At 74.5% G+C, this 18,005-nt stretch carries 18 protein-coding genes; 10 read left to right on the top strand and 8 right to left on the bottom strand.

Going from position 1 to position 18,005, the window contains the following annotated elements; translation table 11 throughout:
* The first annotated feature begins 122 nt into the window (after positions 1-122).
* Positions 123-659, top strand: coding sequence for a hypothetical protein (locus tag KSK32_RS25140; protein WP_216933422.1), 537 nt, complete (start codon positions 123-125; stop codon positions 657-659).
* 10 nt (positions 660-669) lie between these two features.
* Here KSK32_RS25140 and KSK32_RS34640 read toward each other — a convergent pair whose 3' ends face one another.
* On the bottom strand, positions 670-1,725 hold the full coding sequence (locus KSK32_RS34640) for an acyl-CoA dehydrogenase family protein (protein WP_216933421.1): 1,056 nt from the start codon (positions 1,723-1,725) through the stop codon (positions 670-672).
* Between the two features lie 15 nt (positions 1,726-1,740).
* Positions 1,741-2,880 (bottom strand): acyl-CoA dehydrogenase family protein, encoded by a 1,140-nt coding sequence (locus tag KSK32_RS25130; protein WP_216933420.1) that lies wholly within the window; start codon positions 2,878-2,880, stop codon positions 1,741-1,743.
* A 132-nt stretch (positions 2,881-3,012) separates the two neighbouring features.
* Here KSK32_RS25130 and KSK32_RS25125 point away from each other — a divergent pair, with 132 nt between their 5' ends.
* Positions 3,013-3,273 carry a hypothetical protein gene (locus tag KSK32_RS25125; RefSeq protein ID WP_194800081.1) on the top strand — a complete coding sequence of 87 codons (261 nt, stop codon included), beginning with the start codon at positions 3,013-3,015 and terminating at the stop codon, positions 3,271-3,273.
* Between the two features lie 37 nt (positions 3,274-3,310).
* Here the strand turns inward: KSK32_RS25125 and KSK32_RS25120 are convergent, their stop codons facing one another.
* Positions 3,311-3,919, bottom strand: a complete 609-nt coding sequence (locus tag KSK32_RS25120; RefSeq protein ID WP_216933419.1) for an NADPH-dependent FMN reductase — start codon at positions 3,917-3,919, stop codon at positions 3,311-3,313.
* A gap of 194 nt (positions 3,920-4,113) precedes the next feature.
* Here KSK32_RS25120 and KSK32_RS25115 point away from each other — a divergent pair, with 194 nt between their 5' ends.
* Both KSK32_RS25115 and KSK32_RS25110 read left to right on the top strand, forming a co-directional pair.
* Complete coding sequence (locus tag KSK32_RS25115) at positions 4,114-5,202, top strand: phosphotransferase family protein (RefSeq protein ID WP_216933418.1); 1,089 nt, start codon at positions 4,114-4,116, stop codon at positions 5,200-5,202.
* A 12-nt stretch (positions 5,203-5,214) separates the two neighbouring features.
* Complete coding sequence (locus KSK32_RS25110; RefSeq protein WP_216933417.1) at positions 5,215-6,213, top strand: hypothetical protein; 999 nt, start codon at positions 5,215-5,217, stop codon at positions 6,211-6,213.
* A 1-nt stretch (position 6,214) separates the two neighbouring features.
* Here KSK32_RS25110 and KSK32_RS25105 read toward each other — a convergent pair whose 3' ends face one another.
* Together KSK32_RS25105 and KSK32_RS25100 are read right to left on the bottom strand one after the other, a co-directional pair.
* Entirely contained in the window at positions 6,215-7,963 is a 1,749-nt protein-coding gene (locus KSK32_RS25105) for a carbamoyltransferase C-terminal domain-containing protein (RefSeq protein ID WP_216933416.1), read from the bottom strand.
* Positions 7,927-8,190 carry an acyl carrier protein gene (locus KSK32_RS25100; RefSeq protein ID WP_167796881.1) on the bottom strand — a complete coding sequence of 88 codons (264 nt, stop codon included), beginning with the start codon at positions 8,188-8,190 and terminating at the stop codon, positions 7,927-7,929. The genes KSK32_RS25105 and KSK32_RS25100 overlap by 37 nt, the downstream gene beginning before the upstream one ends.
* Before the next feature lie 141 nt (positions 8,191-8,331).
* Here KSK32_RS25100 and KSK32_RS25095 point away from each other — a divergent pair, with 141 nt between their 5' ends.
* On the top strand, positions 8,332-8,979 hold the full coding sequence (locus KSK32_RS25095) for a GNAT family N-acetyltransferase (RefSeq protein WP_194800078.1): 648 nt from the start codon (positions 8,332-8,334) through the stop codon (positions 8,977-8,979).
* A gap of 12 nt (positions 8,980-8,991) precedes the next feature.
* Here the strand turns inward: KSK32_RS25095 and KSK32_RS25090 are convergent, their stop codons facing one another.
* Positions 8,992-10,314: an acyl-CoA dehydrogenase family protein gene (locus tag KSK32_RS25090; RefSeq protein WP_216933415.1), complete on the bottom strand. Its 1,323-nt coding sequence runs from the start codon at positions 10,312-10,314 to the stop codon at positions 8,992-8,994.
* A 231-nt stretch (positions 10,315-10,545) separates the two neighbouring features.
* On the opposite strand from KSK32_RS25090, the gene KSK32_RS25085 reads away from it, so the two are divergent.
* Together KSK32_RS25085 and KSK32_RS25080 are read left to right on the top strand one after the other, a co-directional pair.
* Positions 10,546-12,150, top strand: coding sequence for a (2,3-dihydroxybenzoyl)adenylate synthase (locus tag KSK32_RS25085; RefSeq protein ID WP_216933414.1), 1,605 nt, complete (start codon positions 10,546-10,548; stop codon positions 12,148-12,150).
* Complete coding sequence (locus KSK32_RS25080; protein ID WP_216933413.1) at positions 12,150-12,632, top strand: PaaI family thioesterase; 483 nt, start codon at positions 12,150-12,152, stop codon at positions 12,630-12,632. Before KSK32_RS25085 ends, KSK32_RS25080 begins: the two co-directional genes overlap by 1 nt.
* A 42-nt stretch (positions 12,633-12,674) precedes the next feature.
* Here KSK32_RS25080 and KSK32_RS25075 read toward each other — a convergent pair whose 3' ends face one another.
* Positions 12,675-13,769: a class I SAM-dependent methyltransferase gene (locus KSK32_RS25075; RefSeq protein WP_289256391.1), complete on the bottom strand. Its 1,095-nt coding sequence runs from the start codon at positions 13,767-13,769 to the stop codon at positions 12,675-12,677.
* Between the two features lie 67 nt (positions 13,770-13,836).
* On the opposite strand from KSK32_RS25075, the gene KSK32_RS25070 reads away from it, so the two are divergent.
* The gene (locus KSK32_RS25070; RefSeq protein WP_216933411.1) at positions 13,837-15,129 is read left to right on the top strand and encodes a condensation domain-containing protein; all 1,293 of its coding nucleotides are present in this window, start codon (positions 13,837-13,839) and stop codon (positions 15,127-15,129) included.
* Between the two features lie 10 nt (positions 15,130-15,139).
* Here the strand turns inward: KSK32_RS25070 and KSK32_RS25065 are convergent, their stop codons facing one another.
* Positions 15,140-15,586, bottom strand: coding sequence for a glyoxalase/bleomycin resistance/extradiol dioxygenase family protein (locus KSK32_RS25065; RefSeq protein ID WP_216933410.1), 447 nt, complete (start codon positions 15,584-15,586; stop codon positions 15,140-15,142).
* Positions 15,587-15,682: 96 nt separating this feature from the next.
* Between KSK32_RS25065 and KSK32_RS25060 the strand changes: the two genes are divergently transcribed.
* Complete coding sequence (locus KSK32_RS25060) at positions 15,683-17,134, top strand: MFS transporter (RefSeq protein ID WP_216933409.1); 1,452 nt, start codon at positions 15,683-15,685, stop codon at positions 17,132-17,134.
* A 3-nt stretch (positions 17,135-17,137) separates the two neighbouring features.
* Entirely contained in the window at positions 17,138-18,004 is an 867-nt protein-coding gene (locus KSK32_RS25055; RefSeq protein ID WP_216933408.1) for an acyl-CoA thioesterase II, read from the top strand.
* Position 18,005: the final 1 nt, after the last annotated feature.

The following is an 18,005-nucleotide window of genomic DNA, read 5'->3' as shown; positions in this document are numbered from 1 at the left end:
CTGTTCCGCTACGATGTGTCAACCGTGCTTTGACGCAAGCCGCGCACCTTACCCCCGACGCCCGGGCCGCGCCACCGCGGGACCAGAAACTCTGGACCGCAGGTGCCCGAAGAAGGCATGACATGAACGAATACATCGTCACCATCGTCCCCGTCGTCGACGACAGCTTCGCCAGTCCGGCGGTGCAGACGCGGGTCCGCCTCGAAGTCGAGGACGGCCGTCCGGCGGTCAAGGAGGTGGTGATCCAGCCGGTCGAGGGCGCGGAGATGCGCGGCGGCGAGCTTCCGTACGTCAATCTCGAACTGCTGCTGTCCGCGTTCATCCCGGGTGCCGCCGGGGACCGGCCGGGCGTCTCGGTGACCGGTGCCGCGCTCCCCCGGGTCAGCACCGGTGCGGCCGAGCCGGCGCGCGCCGAACCGGCGAGCCCGACGGCCGGCCGGTCCCGCAAGGGCGGGCTGAGCCGCAAGCCGTCCGCGACCGCCCGCATCCAGGCCGGGCGGGCGTACCGGCGGGCGCCGCAGGACGACGAGCTGGAGGCCGTCTACCGGCAGACCGGCACGATCGCCGGGGTGGCCGGGCACTTCGGAGTCCCGGCGCACACCGCGCAGGGCTGGATCACCCGGTTGCGCCGCAAGCACTCCGCGGCCACCGACAGCTGAACCCGGTGCGTCAGGCCGCGGCGAGCACCATCGCGGCCAGCTCGGCTCGCAGATCCGACGCCGTACCGGCGAAGTCCTGGTGCCACAGCGCCCGGCGGTACCAGCGATGGGCCGGATGCGCCCAGGTGAACCCGGCCGCGCCGAGCGTCTGGATCGCGGCCTCGGTGGCCGTGAGCGCCGCCTCCCGCGAGGCCAGGGCCGCCGCGACGACCTCCGGCTCCGCGCCGGGCTCCCGCTCCGCGACGCACCATGCGGCGCGGTAGGCGAGCGACCGCGCCGTCTCGATCCGGGCGTACGCCTGGGCGAGCGGATGCGACACCGCCTGGTTGGCGCCGATCGGGCGGCCGAACTGCACCCGGTCGCGGGCGTGGGCCACGGCGATCTCGTGAGCCCGGCGGGCGATTCCCACCGCCTCGCAGGCGAACAGCGCAAGCGCCAGCCGCCGGGTGTCGGCCAGTACCCGGCGGGCGTCCAGCCACAGATCCTCCGCCGGCGCGCCGGCGAGGTCCACCCGGCACTCGACGCGGGTGGCGTCCCACGGCGCCGGCAGCGGGGTGCGGCGGGTCGCCGCGAGGTCGGCGAGGTACAGGCCGGGGCCGTCGGGCCCTCGGGCGACCACCACCGCCGACGCGGCGGTCAGTCCGTCGACGACACGTTCCTTGCGGCCGTGCAGCCGGACCGCGTCCCGGTCCGGCACCGCCCGGCAGCCGGGCAGGTGCGCCTCGTCGAGACGGGCCCGCCCGGCGGGCGCCTCCGCCCACGCCAGCGCCACCGGGCCGGCCGGCGGCTGACCGGCGGCCCGCAGCGCCGGGCCGGCCAGCGCGACGGTGGTCAGCCAGGGCTCGCGGTGTAGCCCGTAGCCGGACTCCTCGGCGAGCACGCCCCACTCGACCGCGCCGAGGTCGGCGTCGAGCCAGCCGAGCGCGCCGAGCGTCTTCCAGGCGGCCTCGCGCCGGGCCGGGTCGGTCTCGGGGACACCGGCGGCGTCGGGCGGCTGCTGCTCGGCCAGGTACCGGCGGGCGGTCTCGGCGAGGGCGAGTTGTTCCGGGGTGAACGCGAAGCGCACGGTCCCTCCACGGGTTCAGCGGGATCGGGGCAGGCCGAGCACCCGTTCGGCGAGGACGTCGCGCAGCACCTCGCTGGTGCCGCCCTCGATGGTGTTGCCCCGGCTGCGCAGCAGACGGTCCCGCCACAGCGCCGTGGCGCGCTCGTCCACCGCGGCGACCTCCGCGCCCAGGTGCGCCAGCCGCTGGTTGGCCTGCGACCAGAGCAGCTTCACCACCGAGGTACGGGGACCGGGTTCGCCGCCCTCGGCCAGCTCGGCCAGCAGCCGCAGGTTGGTCCAGCGCAGCGCGGCCAGGTCCGTCCAGATGGTGGCGAGGCGGTCACGGACGCCCGGGTCGTCGGCCAGCGGGGAGGCCCGCAGCAGCGCGACGAACTGGCGCAGGTGCTCCTCCAGCCGGGCGGTGAGGGTAAAGCCGAACGTGCCGCGCTCGTGGGCCAGAGTCGTCATCGCCACGCGGAACCCGTCACCGGGCTCGCCGAGCACCGCGGCGGCCGGCACCCGCGCGCCGTCGAACGAGATCTCGGCGAAGTCCGCGCGCCCGGTGATCTGCCGCAGCGGCCGTACCGTCACGCCCGGCGTCCGCAGGTCCACCACCAGGCAGGTGAGTCCGCGGTGGCGTTGTCCCCCGGTACGCGCCAGCAGCAGGCAGTGGTCGGCGACGGCGGCGTACGAGGACCACAGCTTCTGCCCGTCGACGACGTAGGCGTCCCCGTCGAGTCGCGCGGTGGTGGCCACGGCGGCCAGGTCGCTGCCCGCCTCGGCCTCGGAGAAGCCCTGGCAGAACAGCAGGTCCCCGCGCATGATGCCGGGCAGGTAGTGGGCCCGCTGCGCGGGCGTGCCCCAGGCGACGACTGTCGGGCCGACCATGCCCAGCCCGATCACGCCGGCCTGTTCGGTGGCGCCCCGGCGGGCCGACTCCTCCAGGAAGATCGCCTGGTGTCCGAGCGGCAGCCCCCGGCCGCCGTACTCGACCGGCCAGCCCAGTCCGGCGTAACCGGCGGCGTGCAGGCGGCGCGCGTACGTGGTCAGAAAGTCCCTGTCGAACCAGCGGGCCCGGGCGGCGGCCGGGTCGTCCACGGCCGGGACCGCCTCCGCGAGCCAGGCACGTGCCCGGGCGCGGAAGGCGGCCTCGTCGGGCGAGTCACGCAGGTCCATGGCCGGACGCTAGCCGACCCGTTCGACAAAGGCGAGATACACGAAGCGACAAGGCATGACAGGCGGCACCGGCTCTCCTAGGATCACTGGCGGATCCGGGCCGCCGAACGCCCCGGTCGAGAGGAGCATCGGGTGACCGACACCGAGACCGCCGGCCAGCGCCCCGGCGCCGGAACGCTGAGCTTCGCCCGCGACATCCGGCCGCTGTTCCGCGAGATGGACGTGGCCGAGATGACGTTCCTGCTGGACCTGACCAGCCTGGACGACGTCCGGGACTACGCCGAGTCCATCCTGGAGCGAGTCGCGGACGGCTCCATGCCCTGCGACGCGCCCTGGGAGGCGGAGAAGGTGGAGCTGTTCCGCAACTGGATCGCGCAGGGCATGGCCGCCTGACCGGTCCGGAGCCGGGCCGGGCCGGCTCCGGACCGCCCTACACGAACGTGAGCAGGGACGGATCGGGCAGCATCGGCAGGATCGGGTCCGCGACCGCGGGCAGCACCCCGGCCAGGACCGGCGCGGCCGCCGAGCACCACCGCCCCACCACGTCGTCGAGCCGGTCGAACTGCGACTCCAGCACGGACAGCCCGGGTACCGGCACGCTGGCGTCCAGCGCCAGCAGCAGCGGCCGCAGGTGGCTGTCGACGGCGTGCTGGTCGGCCGCGCGCGCCGCGGTCATCACCGGCACCGCCACCGTCGCGCCCAGCGCCCGCCGGGGAAGCGGGTCCACGAACAGCTTGAGCAGCCCGGTGTAGGAGCCCTTGAACGTGGGCGTGGCCACCAGCAGCAGCCGGGCCGACGTCACCTGCCGGTACGCCTCGGCCAGCGCCGCCGGCGGCGGCTGCGCCCAGTCGGCTGTGGCCAGCAGCGGGGTCAGTCCCGACAGGTCCACCACGGACGGCTCGGCCAGGCGTACGCCACGCGCGGCCAGGCACTCCACCAGCGTGTCCGCCGCCCGGCGCGCCACGTTCGCGGTGCGCGACCCGGCACGCGGGTTGCCCAGCAGGACCGTCACCGGGTGCGGCCCGTTCGACTCGATCACCACACGGCTCCCCTCGCGCCACCGGCCCGGACGGGGCGACGGCGGTCCTCCGCGCCGGTGCACCCGGCGGGTTCACGTCGCTATCCTCGCCGATGACACATCAGTGTCGATACGAGATACGGAGTGCGAGTGCTGATCGCGCGCATCCTCCAGGCCGTCGTCCGCCCCCGCGCCGCCTCACCGGCCGGGCCCCGATGAGCGCCCCCGCGCCGGTAACCGTGCCGGTGCGCCCGTTCCGGGAGCCCGGACTGGTCACCCCCGGCCGGCTCACCGAGGTGCTGGTCGCCGCCGGCGCCGCCGCGCCCGGTGACCGGGTCGACGCGGTCACCGCCACCCCGCTCGGGCTGGGCAAGCTCGGGCACAACGTCCGGTACGAGCTGGCCTGGGCCGGCGGGAGCGGACCGGCCAGCGTCGTCGGCAAGTTCCCGGCGCTGGACGAGCGCAGCCGCCACACCGGGCAGGGCAGCGACGCGTACCGCCGGGAGGTGGCGTTCTACCGGGAGCTGGCCGGCGCTCTGCCGCTGCCGGTGCCGCGCTGCTACGCGGCCGGGTACGACGAGTCCTCCGGCGACTTCGTGCTGCTGCTCGGCGACGCCGCGCCGGCCCGCCCCGGCGACCAGCTCACCGGCTGCACCGTCGACGAGGTCGCGACCGTGCTGACCGGGCTCGCCGCGGCGCAGGCCGTCCACTGGGACCGCCCGGCGCCCGGCTGGCTGCCGGTACGCGGCGCGGACGGCGGACGACGGCTGGGCGCGGCGTACCGGCTCACCGCCGGGGCCTTCGCGGAACGCTTCGGCGATTTGCTCTCCCCTGCCGCGCTCGGCGTCGTCGAGGCGCTGCGCACCCGGATCCGCGGCTGGGTGCGGGCGGACCGGCCGCCGCTGACGCTGCTGCACGGCGACCTGCGGGTGGACAACCTGCTGTTCACCGACGGCCCGGAACCGGCGGTGACGGTGGTGGACTGGCAGACCGTCCAGCTCGGACCGGGGCCCAGCGACGCCGCGTACCTGGTCGGCGGCAGCCTGCCCACCGACGTGCGCCGGGCGCGGGAGGCGGAGCTGTTCGCGTCGTACCACGACGCCCTGCGCGCCGCCGGGGTGCGGTGGAGCCGGGACGAGTGCTGGCGGTCGTACCGGGTGAACACCGTCGCCGGCCTGCACATGACCGTCGTCGGGGCGATGCTCGTCGCCCGCGACGGGCGCGGCGACGCGATGTTCGTGGCGATGGCCGAACGGCACGCCGCGCACGTCACCGACCTCGACGCGCTGACCCTGCTGAGCTGAGATCGGAGCGCGATGGACATCCTCACCGCCCCGGACGAGGAATTCGTCCACTTCACCCGCCCGCCCGGCCCGCGCCTGCCCCGGGCGTACCGGCACTGGCGGGAGAGCTACTTCTTCGTGGCGCACCCGGACCGGGCCGACGGCGACGTGCTGCTGGTGACGCTCGGCCACCACCCGTACCGGGGTGTCGTGGACGCGTACGTGATGGTGCGCGTGGACGGACGGCTCCGCTTCGACAGGTTCTCCCGCCCGGCCGGTGGTGACCGGCCGGACCCGGTGGCCGGGCCGGTCGCGGTGACCGTCGAGGAGCCGTACCGCCGGGTCGGCGTCCGCGCGTCCGGTCCCGGCGTGCCGGTGCCGCTGGAGCTGACGTTCACCGCGCGGACCGCGCCGCACGCGCTGCCCCGGGGGGTGCTGGACGGCCCCGGCGGCCCGGTGTGGGACCAGCGGCACATGTTCCAGTCCGGCTGGTTCGACGGCGCCTACTGGGTCGACGGGGAACGCCGGCCGGTCCGGCGGTGGTGGGGTCAGCGGGACCACTCCTGGGGCGTACGCGACCACCGCAACGTGCCGGCCTGGATGTGGTTCGCGGTGCAACTGCCCGACGGCATGCTGGGCCTGTGGTGCTGGGAGTACCCGGACGGCTCGCGGGTGTTCACCGAGGGCTGCTGGGCGCCGGCCGGTGCCGCGCCGCCGGTGCCGCTCACCTCGTTCACGCACGAGCTGGACTGGACCGGCGCGGACGGCGCCCCGGTCGGCTACGGCCGCGACGGCGAGGCGGTGACCGGGCTGGCCGGCACCGTCACCGCGGCCTTCGCCGACGGCAGCACGATCCGGCTGACCGGTACCGGCGCGTGGTCGGCACGGTACGGCCGGCTCGGCGGCGGCCAGCAGCTGATGGCGGTACGCACCGACGACGGCCGGACCGGCACGGCCATCTATGAGATCACCGGTGCGCGGCACCACCGGTTCTTCCCGGTCGCCCGGGCAACCGGGGTGCCGCAGCGGTGAGTCACCCGGCGGCGCCGGCTCCCGGGTCGGCGTCGGAGGTGAACAGCGTGCCGTTCGACCAGACGTACCGGACCTGACCCCAGCGCATCACCGACTCGGCGTCCGGGAAGAACCCGCTGCCGCGGAAGTTGGCGCTGGTGTTGCAGAGCACCGGCACGCCGGTGCTGCGCTCGTACGCGGTCAGCAGCCGCCACATCAGCTCGTTGTCCGGTCCGACGGTCTCCAGGCGGGCGCTGTTGTCGACGTGCGCGACCGCCGGGACACGGGAACGCCACTGCGGCCGGATCTGGTGGTCGAACAGCATGTACGGATCGGGCGTGCCCGGGTCGAAGACCTCCGGCGCCCGGTGCTCCAGGCAGATCGGCGCGACCGGACGGTAGGGCTCCCGGCCCTTCACGGCGTTGAGCCGGTCCTTCATCGCCGCCGAGGTGGGCGGGGCGATGATGCTGCGGTGGCCCAGCGCGCGCGGGCCCAGCTCGGCGCGGCCGCTGACGACCACGACCGGTTCGCCGTGCACCTCCAGGATCTTGGCCAGTTCCTCGATCTCGCAGGGCTGCGCCGACCACCCGGGCGGCGGCTGGCCGACGTCGCGGACGCCGGGCCCGGCGAACACCGACCACTCCAGGTCGGCCCGGCCGGTGCGGCGCACCATCTCGGTGCAGGCCGCGCCGATCGCCGAACCGCTGTCGTTGGGGAACGGCGGCACCCAGACGCCGGCGAACCGGCCGCTCGCCCGCAGCCCGGCGTTCCACTTGATGTTGAGCGCGCAGCCGCCGGACAGGCAGATCGGCAGGCCGTCCAGGTCCGGCCGCCGGGACAGCACGCCGTCGAGCCCGGCCGCGAAGACCCGGAACAGGAACTCCTGGATCGAGCCGACGAGCGCCGCGTCGGACAGGCCGAGCGGCGCGGTGCGGGTGAGCACCCGGCGGCTCCACAGGTACGCCGGGATCGCCGCGTCGACCAGGCCGATCTCCTCGGTCACGGCGGCCATCACGGCCACCGCCTCCTCGCTGACCGTGTCCAGCGCCGCGTACGCCATCGCCTTGCCCGCGATCGGCAGCAGCGCTTCCAGGCCGGGGCCGGGATCGTTCGCGCGCCGGGTGCCGTGGTCGATCTTGAACGGCGCGAAGTGCGAGCAGAAGATCGGGAACAGCGCGCCGGAGATCGAGCCGACCGGCCCCAGGCACTCCAGGCTCACCCGCTCCGGGTCGAACACGTACAGGCACGGCACCATGCCGCCGTCCCAGACCGTGATCAGCGCGCGCTGCCGCCGGGCGGCGAACGGGCTGGTGCAGTAGCTGGACAGCGCGTGGTCGGTGGCGTGGCTGAAGCTGCGGAACGGCGTCGGCGCCCCGAGCAGCGGCGCGCTGCCGGCCACCCCGGTCAGCAACCGGCCGGCGCCCGGCTCGTCGTGGTAGCCGGCCACCTCGACCGGGTGCAGCGTACCGGCGGCGTCGGCGACCTCGACCCAGGTCTCGCCCTGTGCGCCGCGCGCCCAGCCGTCCACCGCGACGCCGGCGAGGTCACCCGGGGCCAGGCCGTTGGCGGCGAGCTGGGCGACGATGTCGGCCGCCTCGTGCATGGTGGCGTGCCGGGGCCGGTTCTCCAGCTTCTCCGCCTCGATCGAGAACAGCAGGCGGTTCCCCTCGATGGCGGCGACGCCGCCGTCGTGCGTGAGTTTCAGGCCGCACCATACCTCGGGCGTCGGCATGCTCAGCCCGACCGCTGCGCGCTGATGACGGACACGCACTCGTTGACAGTGGGATTCTCGAACAGCAGGAACAGGTCGATGACCTCGCCGAACTCCTCGTTGATGCGGTTGCACACCTGCATCAGCTGGATGGAGTCGAGCCCGAGGTCGAAGAAGCTCTCGTCGGGCCGTACGTCGACGCCCGCGACCTCCTCGACGATGCCGTGCACGACGGTGGCGGGATCCGCCCTGTTCGTTTCCTGGCCGCTCGCCTGGTCCAAAGCCATCTCGTCTTCCCCACTCCGGTCGGTGCGACAGAACCGAGAACTCCGAGGCAACATAGGTGCCGGATCGCCGCCGCCACAAGGATCACGGACGCCGTCATCACGCCCCTGCCCGGGCCGCCGCGCCGCTGTTAGCGTGCGCCCGTGACCGACACCAGAGCCGTACCCCGGACCCTGCCCACACTCCAGATACGAGAGCTGCGCAAGGACGACCGCCGCCCGGCCGCCGGACTGGTCGCCCGGGCGATGCGGGACAACCCCACCACGTACGCGATGTTCGGCGACGAGCCGCTGGACCGGCTGGCCGGGCTGATGCCCATCTGGACGGCGTTCTTCCACCGTCCCGCGCCGCCGCAGATCGGCGCGTTCTACAAGGGCTGCCTGGTGGGCGCCGCCGCGGCGGTCCCGCCCGGCGGCTGCATCGGCGCCGCGCTGGACAGTGACGCCCGGCGGATCGCGCTCGGCGCGGCGCCGCCGGTGGGCGACCCGGCCCGGGCCGAGTACGTCCGGGCGCACTACGCGATCCACGACCTGGCCGAGCCACACTGGCACGTCGGTCCGGTCGGCGTCGAGCCACGTTTCCAGGGCCGGGGCATCGGCGAGGCGCTCATGCAGGCGCTGCTCGACGTGATGGCCGGCGACCCGCGTCCCACCTGGGGCGAGACCGACACCGAGGCGAACGTGCGCTTCTACACCGCGCTCGGCTGGGAGCTGACCAAGACCGTCGAGGTCGTCGGTATCCCGCTGTGGTACCTGCGCCGCGACGGGCGGCCGGCCGACCGCACGGGCTGAGGGCCCTTCCCGTCAGCCGGCGGCCGCCGCCGCGCGGGCCGACGCAAGGCTGTCCCGCAGTTCCTCGAACGGGTCCAGGCCCAGCGCGGTACGCCCGACGAACTCCAGCGCCTCCGGCGGCGAGTACGGCTGCATGAACCCGCCCGCGCGCACGTCCCGGTAGAGGCGGTTGAGCAGGTGCCCGGTCCGGTACGACTGGCCGCCGGCCACCGCCATCGCCCGGTCGACCACCGCGGCGGCGGACCGGTTCACGACCAGCTTCGCGACCTGGAAGTCCTCGATGGCGCGGTACGCGTCGGCCGGCTCCACCTCGGCGTCGGGGCGGGCCAGGAACGCGTCGATCGCCTCCGCCGCCCGGCCCAGCACGGCCCGCGCGACGGCCAGCTCCACCGCCATCTCCGCCACCTGCGACCGCACCGGCGCGCGGTGCGCGAGCAACTGGCCGGAGGGCTGCTGGCGGCGCGTCACGGCCAGCTCCGTCACATGGCCCATCGCCCGCTCGGCGATGCCGACGTACGCGGCCACGAGCGGGAAGTTCACCGCCAGCAGGCCCGGCCACTCGGTGGCCATCTCCCCCAGTGGACGGCCGACCAGCACCATGTCCCGCCCGACGACGCAGTCGGTGAAGCGGATGTCGTGGCTGCCCGAGCCCCGCATACCGAGTGCGTCCCAGGTGCGTTCCACAGTCATCCCGGGTGTGCCGGTGCGCACCACAGCGGTGCCGGCGTTGAACCAGCCCGCGCCGTCGGGCACCCGCAGGAACACCACCACCGTCTCGGCGATCTCGGCGTTCGTGGCGAAGATCTTGTGCCCGTTGATCCGGTAGCCGCCGGGCACCGGCTCGGCCGTCGTACGCGGGAAGCTGATCGCCCCGCCGCCGGGCTCGGTGCCGGCGTGCGACACCACGATGCGGCCCCGGCCGAGCAGCCGCAGCAGCATGGTGAGCTGCGGCGGCGGCTGCGCGGCGGCCCCCCAGCCCCGGGCCGTGCTCCACACGAACCCCAGGTGCATGTTCGCGGCGATCGCGGTGGACGGGCAGCCGCGGGCGAGCCGGGACACCGCGACGACGAGGTCGTGCAGCGACGACACGCCGAGCCCGCCGAACTCCCGCGGCGCGGTGGCGGCAAGGAAGCCGCTGGCCTTCATCGCCTCGAAGTTCTCCCGGACGAACGTGTTGTCCCGGTCGTGGTCGGCGGCGCGGGTGGCGAAGTCGGCGGCGTGCTCCTGCGCCAGCTCCACCATCCGCCGGCCGGCCTCGGTGCGCGCGCTCAGCTCACCCGCATCCGACCGGCACTCCTTGCCCCGCCCGTCGCCGCCGTTGACCTCCGGGCCCATGCGTCCCCTCCCGTCGGATGACAGTCCCCGGCCGGGCGGCCGGCTGTGCAACTGATGCGCATCCGCAGTCGCACCCGGTCACGACCGGGGAGACCTGCGCCCGCGCAGGATCGCAGCCGGGCCCCGCGGGCGGCAACGCGTGACCGCTTGCCGGGCCGCGACGGCAGCGGCCAAGGTGGAGCGCACCTCGCCCGAGGCGGACGCGTCCACAGTTGACAGGGGAGTCGTGCGGTGCTGAAAGGTTGTGTCGCCTGGCCCGAGACGGACGCGGAACGCTACCGCGCCGCGGGCATCTGGACCGGTGAGCTGCTCGGCGAGATCGGCCGTGAGGGGGCGCGCCGGCACCCCGGCCGCACCGCTGTCGTCGACGCCGACGGCCGGATGAGCTACGCCGAACTCGACGCCGCCGCCGACCGGTTCGCCGCCGGTCTGCACCGGCTCGGCCTGCGCGCCGAGGACCGGGTCGTGGTGCAACTGCCGAACACGGCCGCGTTCGTGGTGGTCGCGCTCGGCCTGTTCCGCCTCGGCGCCGTACCGGTGTTCGCGCTGCCGTCGCACCGCGAGGCCGAGCTGACCTACCTGGCCCGGCACACCGAGGCGCGGGCGCTGGTCGTGCCGGACCGCTTCGGCGGGTACGACCACCGGCCGCTCGCCGCGACGGTGGCCGCGTCGGCCGCCGGCCTCGACCACGTCATCGTGGCCGGGGAGCCCGGGCCGCACCTGGCCCTGAGCGAGGTGCGCGCCGAGCCCCGGGACCTGCCCGCGCCGGATCCCGGCGACGTCGCGTTCTTCCTGCTCTCCGGCGGCACCACCGGGCTACCGAAGCTGATCCCCCGCACCCACGACGACTACGCCTACCAGCTGCGCCGCAGCGCCGAGGCGCTCGGCGTGGACGAGCACGGCGTCTACCTCGCCTCGCTGCCGGCGGCGCACAACGCGGCGCTGGGCTGCCCCGGCGTACTCGGCACGCTGCGCGCCGGCGGCCGGGTCGTGCTGAGCCCGACGCCGAGCCCGGACGACGTGTTCCCCCTGATCACCACCGAGGGCGTCACGCTGACCACGCTGATGCCGCCGCTGCTGGCGGTCTGGCTCGACCTCGCCGGCGACTACGGCGTGGACCTGTCCGGCGTCCTGCTGGAGGTCGGCGGCGCGCCGCTGCGCCCGGAGGTGGCCCGGGAGATCCTGAGCCGAGGGCTGCGGCTGAGCCACTGGTTCGGGATGGCCGAGGGACCGCTGTGGTACACCCGGCTGGACGACCCGCCGGAGACGATCGCCACCACCCAGGGCCGGCCGCTGATCCCGGCCGACGAGTACCGCGTCGTCGACGAGCACGACCGGGACGTCCCGCCGGGCGGCGTCGGCGAGTTCCTGGTCCGCGGGCCGACCACGCTGCGCGGCTACTACGACGCGCCGGAGTACAACGCCACCGCTTTCACCGCCGACGGCTACCTGCGCACCGGCGACCTGGTCCGGCTCACCCCGGACGGCAACCTGATGGTCGCCGGGCGGATCAAGGACGTGATCAACCGTGGTGGCGAGAAGATCGGCGCGGCCGAACTGGAGAGCCAGATCGAGGCGCATCCGGCCGTACGCGCCGCCGCCGTCATCGCCGTACCAGACCCGGCGCTGGGCGAGAAGATCTGTGCCGTGGTGGTCCGGCGCGACGACGGCGGCGGACTCGACCTGGCTGAGCTGCGCGCCTTCCTGACCGGCCGGGGGCTGGCCGCGTACAAGCTGCCGGACCGGCTGGAGGTGGTGCCCGCGTTCAGCCACACCGGTGCCGGCAAGGTCGACAAGCGGGCGCTGCGCCGGTCCCTCACCGGGGACGGCGCCTGATGGCCGTACGACGGCTCGACGAGCACAGCGGCCCGCTGGAGACGCACTGCTTCGTGTGCAGCCCGATCAACGAACACGGGCTGCGGATCCCGTTCTCCTACGACGACGAGCGCGCCGAGGTGCTCGCCTCGTTCACGTTCGCGCAGTGGCACTCCGGCGCGCCGACGTACGTGCACGGCGGGCTGAGCCTGGCCGTGCTGAACGAGGCGATGGCGTGGGCGGTGGTGGCCGGCGCCCGGCGCTTCGCGGTCACCGTCGACACCACGGCCCGGTTCGTCCGGCCGCTGCGCATCGGCGTCGACTACCGGGTGCGTGCCCGGATCGCGACGACCGCCCCCGACCGGCTCGGCACGACGGGCACGATCGTCGACGGCGCCGACCGGGTGTGTGTGGAGGCCACCGCGGAGTTCCGGGTGCTGTCCGAGTCGACAGCGAGCCGGCTGAGCGCCCGGGTGGCGGCCCGCCGCGACCCGTCCGCCTGAGCCGCAGGCCCCCGGCCGGGCCGGTCAGGACGACCGGTTCGGTCAGGCCGACGGGTCCAGGCGGTAGAGGCGGTGGAACCGGTGCTCGACCGGCAGCACCGTGGTCGCGGCGAAACCGGCCCGCTCGGCGTAGCGGCGCACCGTGTCCGGCCGCATGACGGTGCCGGTGCCGGCCGGGGCGCCGCCGTCGTCGCCGTCGCCGGTCAGGCCGACCGGCAGGCAGTGCAGCACGCTCACCGCGTACATGAACCGCTCGACCTCACCGGCCGGCGCGGTGAACCGCTCCCCCACCCGCGGCTCCATCAGCAGCACGCAGCCGCCCGGTCGCAGCCGTTCCCGGGCGGCGGTGAGCACCCGTACCGGCCGGCTCATGTCGTGCAGCGCGTCGAACACGCACACCAGGTCGCCGCGCTCGGCGCCGGGCTGCTCGGCCACGTCGGCGACGGTGAACACGACCCGCTCGGCCAGCCCGGCCGACACGGCGCGGTCGCGGGCCGCGCCGATCGCGGCGGCACCCAGGTCGACACCGTGGACGGTGGCGAACGGGTACGCCTGCGCCAGCGCCAGCGAGGAGTCACCGGTGCCGCATCCGACGTCGATCACCACCGCGCCGGGCCGGGACAGCCGGGCGTGCACGTCCGGCAGGGCGGTCCGGATCCAGCGCGGCAGCTCGTGCGTGAACACCGGCCGGTTCATGCCGGCCTGCGCGGCGCGGAACTCCTCGCCGTACTCGTCGTAACCCACGCCCTCGCCCTTGGCGTACGCCTCGACCAGCCGGTCGAGCATCGGCGCCAGCCCGGCCACCGGCAGCACCGCGAGCGACAGCACCGCGAACGGGCTGGTGGCGTCGGTGAGCGCCTGACGGTGGCCCTCGGGCAGACGGAACCGGCCGTCCCCGGCGGGCTCCACCACTCCGGCGGCGGCCTGCTGCTCCAGCCACTCGGTGGCGTGCCGGGCCCCGACGTCCGCGCGGGCGGCCAGCTCGGCACCCGTCACAGGCCCCTCGCCGAGCACCCGGTAGAGCCCCAGCCGATGGCCGAGGTACATCGTCATCAGCTCGGCCGCGCCGAGGCTGTGCAGGAACAACCGCATCGACAGGGCCTGCGCCTGCCGCGCCGGTGAGCTGGACGGTTCCACCTTCGACCTCGTTTCACCGGCCGGATCGCATTGCGCCGGGCGTCGCCGGATCTCGATACTCCGGGGCATGGGCGTACGCGAAGTGCCGGCCTCGATCGGACAACGGTTGCTGTGGTTCCTGGAGCATTATCGGCCCGACTCGGCATCGCTCAACTGCCCCGTCGTGTGCCGCCTGCACGGCCCGCTGGACGTCCGCGAGCTGCAGATCGCGCTGGACCGGCTGGCCGCGCGGCACGAGGCGCTGCGCACCACGCTGGTGCGGCAGGGGCGCAACCTGGTGCAGCACGTGCACGACCCGGCGCCGGTGCGGGTCCGCCACGTCGACCTGCCGGACCCGGACGAGGAGACGCTCGGCGCGGCGGTCGCGGCCGAGGTCCGCGACAACGTGGACGTCAGCGAATGGCCGGTACGGGTGACGCTGTGGCGGCTCGGGCCGGACGAGCACGTGCTGTCGGTGAACATGCACCACCTGGTCTCCGACGCCTGGTCGTGCGGCATCATCGTGCAGGATCTGATCCGGCTGCTGGAGGCGGGCCCGGACGGCGAGCCGGACCTCACGCCGATCGGCTGGCAGTACCCGGAGTTCGCGCAGTGGCAGCACGAGCTGATGACCAGGGGCGAGCTGAAGCCGCACCAGGACTACTGGACCGGGCAGCTGACCGGGCTGACGCTGCCCGACGTGCCGATGCGTGAGCTGGACCCGCAGGCACCACGGCGCAGCTACCTGGAGGCCGAGACGATCGACCGCGAGACGTTCAACCGGCTGCGGCTGCTGGCCCGCACCGAGCGGACCACTCTGTTCACGGTGATGCTCTCGCTGTACTACCTGATCCTGCAGCGGGAGACCGGAAGCACCGACCTGGCGGTCGCGTCGTTGTTCGCCAACCGTTCCCGTCGCGAGGTGCAGTCGACTGTCGGGTTCTTCGCCAACATGCTGATGCTGCGCACACGGATCCCGCAGGGTGCGAGCTTCCGCGAGGTGGTGCAGGCGACCCGCCGCACCGTGGTCGACGCGTTCCTGCACGAGGGCATCCCGTACCAGATGCTGCCGGTGCGGTTCCAGACGAACGGGCGGCGCGCCGACGACGTGGTGTTCCAGATGCTGCTCACGCCGCCACCGGGCACGAAGGTCACCGCGCGCGGCGTCGACTTCGACCTCTACGTGCCGGAGGCGCTGCGCAGCCGGTTCGGGCTGGAGCTGGGGCTGATCCCGCAACCCGGCGGCGACTGCCGGGCGCTGCTGTTCTACGACGACCAGTTCGACCCGGAGTGGGCGCGGACGTTCCTCACCGACTACGTCGCGCTGGCCGTTCGGGCGGCGGGCGCGCCGGACCGGCGGCCGCAGCCGGACCCGGTCTGACGCGACGGCGCTACGCCGGGCGAACCTCGCGCCAGCCCGGCGCCAGCCGAACCTCGTCGGTCAGGTGCTGCCAGAACGTCCACTGGTGCCCGCCCGGGTCGGTGACGATGTAGATCCGTGCCCCGTACGGCTGGTCCTCCGGCTCGGGCGCGTCCACACCGGCCGCCACCGTCGCCTTGTGGTGGGCGTCGACGTCCTCGACGTACACGATGCACATGTGCCCGACCGGGCCGGGCGCCGACTGCTTCGCCCAGTAGCCGGGGTCGGCGCCGTGCAGCATGATGAGCGTGTCCCCGGCGTGCAGCTCCGCCTCCCGGACCACACCGGCCTCGTCGAGGTAGCGGACCTTCTCGGTGAAGCCGAACGTGCGGACCAGCCAGTCCAGCGCGGCGCCCGCGTCCTCGTAGTAGAGATACGGACTGTAACCCCGATAGTGTGCTCCGGTGAGATCGGCCATGCGGGCAGTATGCCAGCCCCGGCCGCCGCTCCCGAGCGCACGAGCCTCCCCGCCGCCGGCGCGTCCCGGGCCGGCCCGAGCCCTTGGAGCCCGCAAGTGACGACGACAGGAAAGGCGGCGCCGGCGCCGGCCCGTGCCCCCGGTGCGCCGAGCGGGGCGATCCTCGCGGTGGTCTGCCTCGCCCAGTTCATGGTCATCCTCGACGTCGCGATCGTGAACCTGGCGCTGGACCGGATGGGCGAGTCGCTGGCCATGGGCCCGGCCGAGCTGCAGTGGGTGGTGAACGCGTACACCATCGTCTTCGCCGGGTTCCTGCTGCTGGGCGGCCGCACCGCCGACCTGTTCGGACGCAAGCGGATGTTCCTCACCGGCCTGACCGTCTTCACCGTGGCCAGCCTCGTCGGCGGCTTCGCCCCGAACGCGGGCACGCTGATCGCCGCCCGGGCGGTGCAGGGCCTCGGCGGCGCGATCCTCGCCCCGACCACGCTGACGGTGCTCGTCACCACGTTCACCGACCCGAAGCAGCGAGGACGGGCGATCGGCCTGTGGAGCGCGGTGGCCGCGTCCGCCGGCGCGATCGGCTCGCTGGCCGGCGGGGTGCTCACCGACCTGCTCAGCTGGCGCTGGGTGCTGTTCTGCAACGTGCCGCTGGGCGTGCTGCTGTTCGCCGGCGCGGCCTGGGCGCTCACCGAGTCGGCACCGGCCGCCGGGGCGCGCCGCCGCCTCGACGTCACCGGTGCGGTCACCGTCACGGCGGGTCTGGCCACGCTCGTGTACGGCATCGTCGGCGTGCGGGAGCACCCGTTCCTCTCGGCTCCCGTCCTGGTGCCGATCGGGGTCGGCGTCCTGCTGCTGGCGGTGTTCCTGGTGGTCGAGACCCGGGCGGCCGAGCCGATCATGCCGCCGGGTTTCTTCCGGCACCGCAACGTCGCGCTCGCCAACGTCATCGCGCTGGTGGGCGGCACCGCGATGGTGTCGATGTTCTTCTTCCTGTCGCTCTTCCTCCAGCAGGTTCTCGGCTACCGGCCGATCGAGGCCGGGCTGGCGTTCCTGCCGCTGTCGATCGGCATCGTCGCCGGCTCCGGCGTCTCCACGAAGCTGCTGCCGAGCACCGGTCCCCGGCTGCCGCTGGTGGCCGGTGGCGTGGTCGCCGCGGTCGGGCTGCTGTGGCTGTCCCGGACGCCGGCCGACGCGACGTTCCTGGTCGACCTGCTCGCCCCGACCGTGCTGATCGGACTGGGCATCGGCATCGTGATGGTGCCGATCACCGCGGCGGCCACCAGCGGCATCCCGCCGGCCCAGGCGGGCCTGGCGTCCGGGGTCATCAGCAGCACCCGGCAGCTCGGCGGCGCGATCGGCCTGGCCACGCTGGTCACCGCCGCCGTGGCGCACGCGTCGCACCTGGCCGACGCGGGGCGGTCCCCTGCTGTCGCCCTGGCCGCCGGGTACGGCCGTGGTTTCCTGCTGGCCGCCGTGCTCATCGGCGTCGGCACCGTGGTCAGCCTGCTGACGCCGGGCCGCCCGGCGACGTCGGCGACGGCGGGCTGAGCCGTGGGCCACCTCGCCGAGGACACCACCATCGAACCGGCCGGCGACGGCCTGTTCCGGGCGAAGCTGTGCTCGGACTGGGCGCTGATGGGCCCGAACGGCGGCTACCTGGCCGCGGTGGCGCTGCGCGCGGCCCAGCAGACCCTGTCCCTGCCCCGTCCGGCGAGCCTGTCCTGCCAGTTCCTGAGCCCGCCCCGGTTCGGCTACGTCGACCTCGCGGTGGTGACGCTGCGGGCGACCCGCCGGGCGGCGGCGGCCCGGGTGTCCATGACGCAGTTCGGCCGGCCGGTGCTGGAGGCGATGGTGTGGGCGGCGCACGACGGGCTCACCGGCCCGGACGGGCCGTGGACGCCGATGCCCGAGGTGCCCGGTCCGGAGGAGCTGCCCGACCTGCGGGAGCTGCTGGAGGCGGAGGGGCGGGGCGTGCCGCCCTGGCACGACTGCGTCACGCTGCGGGAGCTGGCCGGGCGGACCACGCTGGAGACGCCGGCGCCGGTGGCGTTCAGCTGGGCCCGGTTCCGGCCGCAGGCCACCTTCGACGACCCGTGGCTGGACGCCTGCCGGTCCGTGATCCTGGTGGACAGTCTCCAGTGGCCGGCGGTGATGAACGCGTTCCCGGAGCTGGAGACGCAGTTGTTCGCCCCGAGCATCGACCTGTACGTGGCGTTCCACGACAGCGCCCCGGGCGACGAGTGGCTGCTGGTCAACGCGGCCGGGGTGGCGTCGCACCGGGGCGTGCTGGGTGGGGCGGCCCAGGTCTGGGCGCCGGACGGCCGGCTGGTGGCGGCGGGGATGCAGCAGATGCTGAGCACCTCCACCCGGCGGGGCGCCGCGATGGCACCCCGCCGGGTGCAGCCGACCCGCGCCTGAG

The organism is Micromonospora sp. WMMB482, assembly GCF_019038635.1.
Taxonomy (GTDB): domain Bacteria; phylum Actinomycetota; class Actinomycetes; order Mycobacteriales; family Micromonosporaceae; genus Micromonospora; species Micromonospora marina.
The sequence above is the reverse complement of the archived record's forward strand: the minus strand, read 5'-3'. Positions and strand labels throughout refer to the sequence as shown.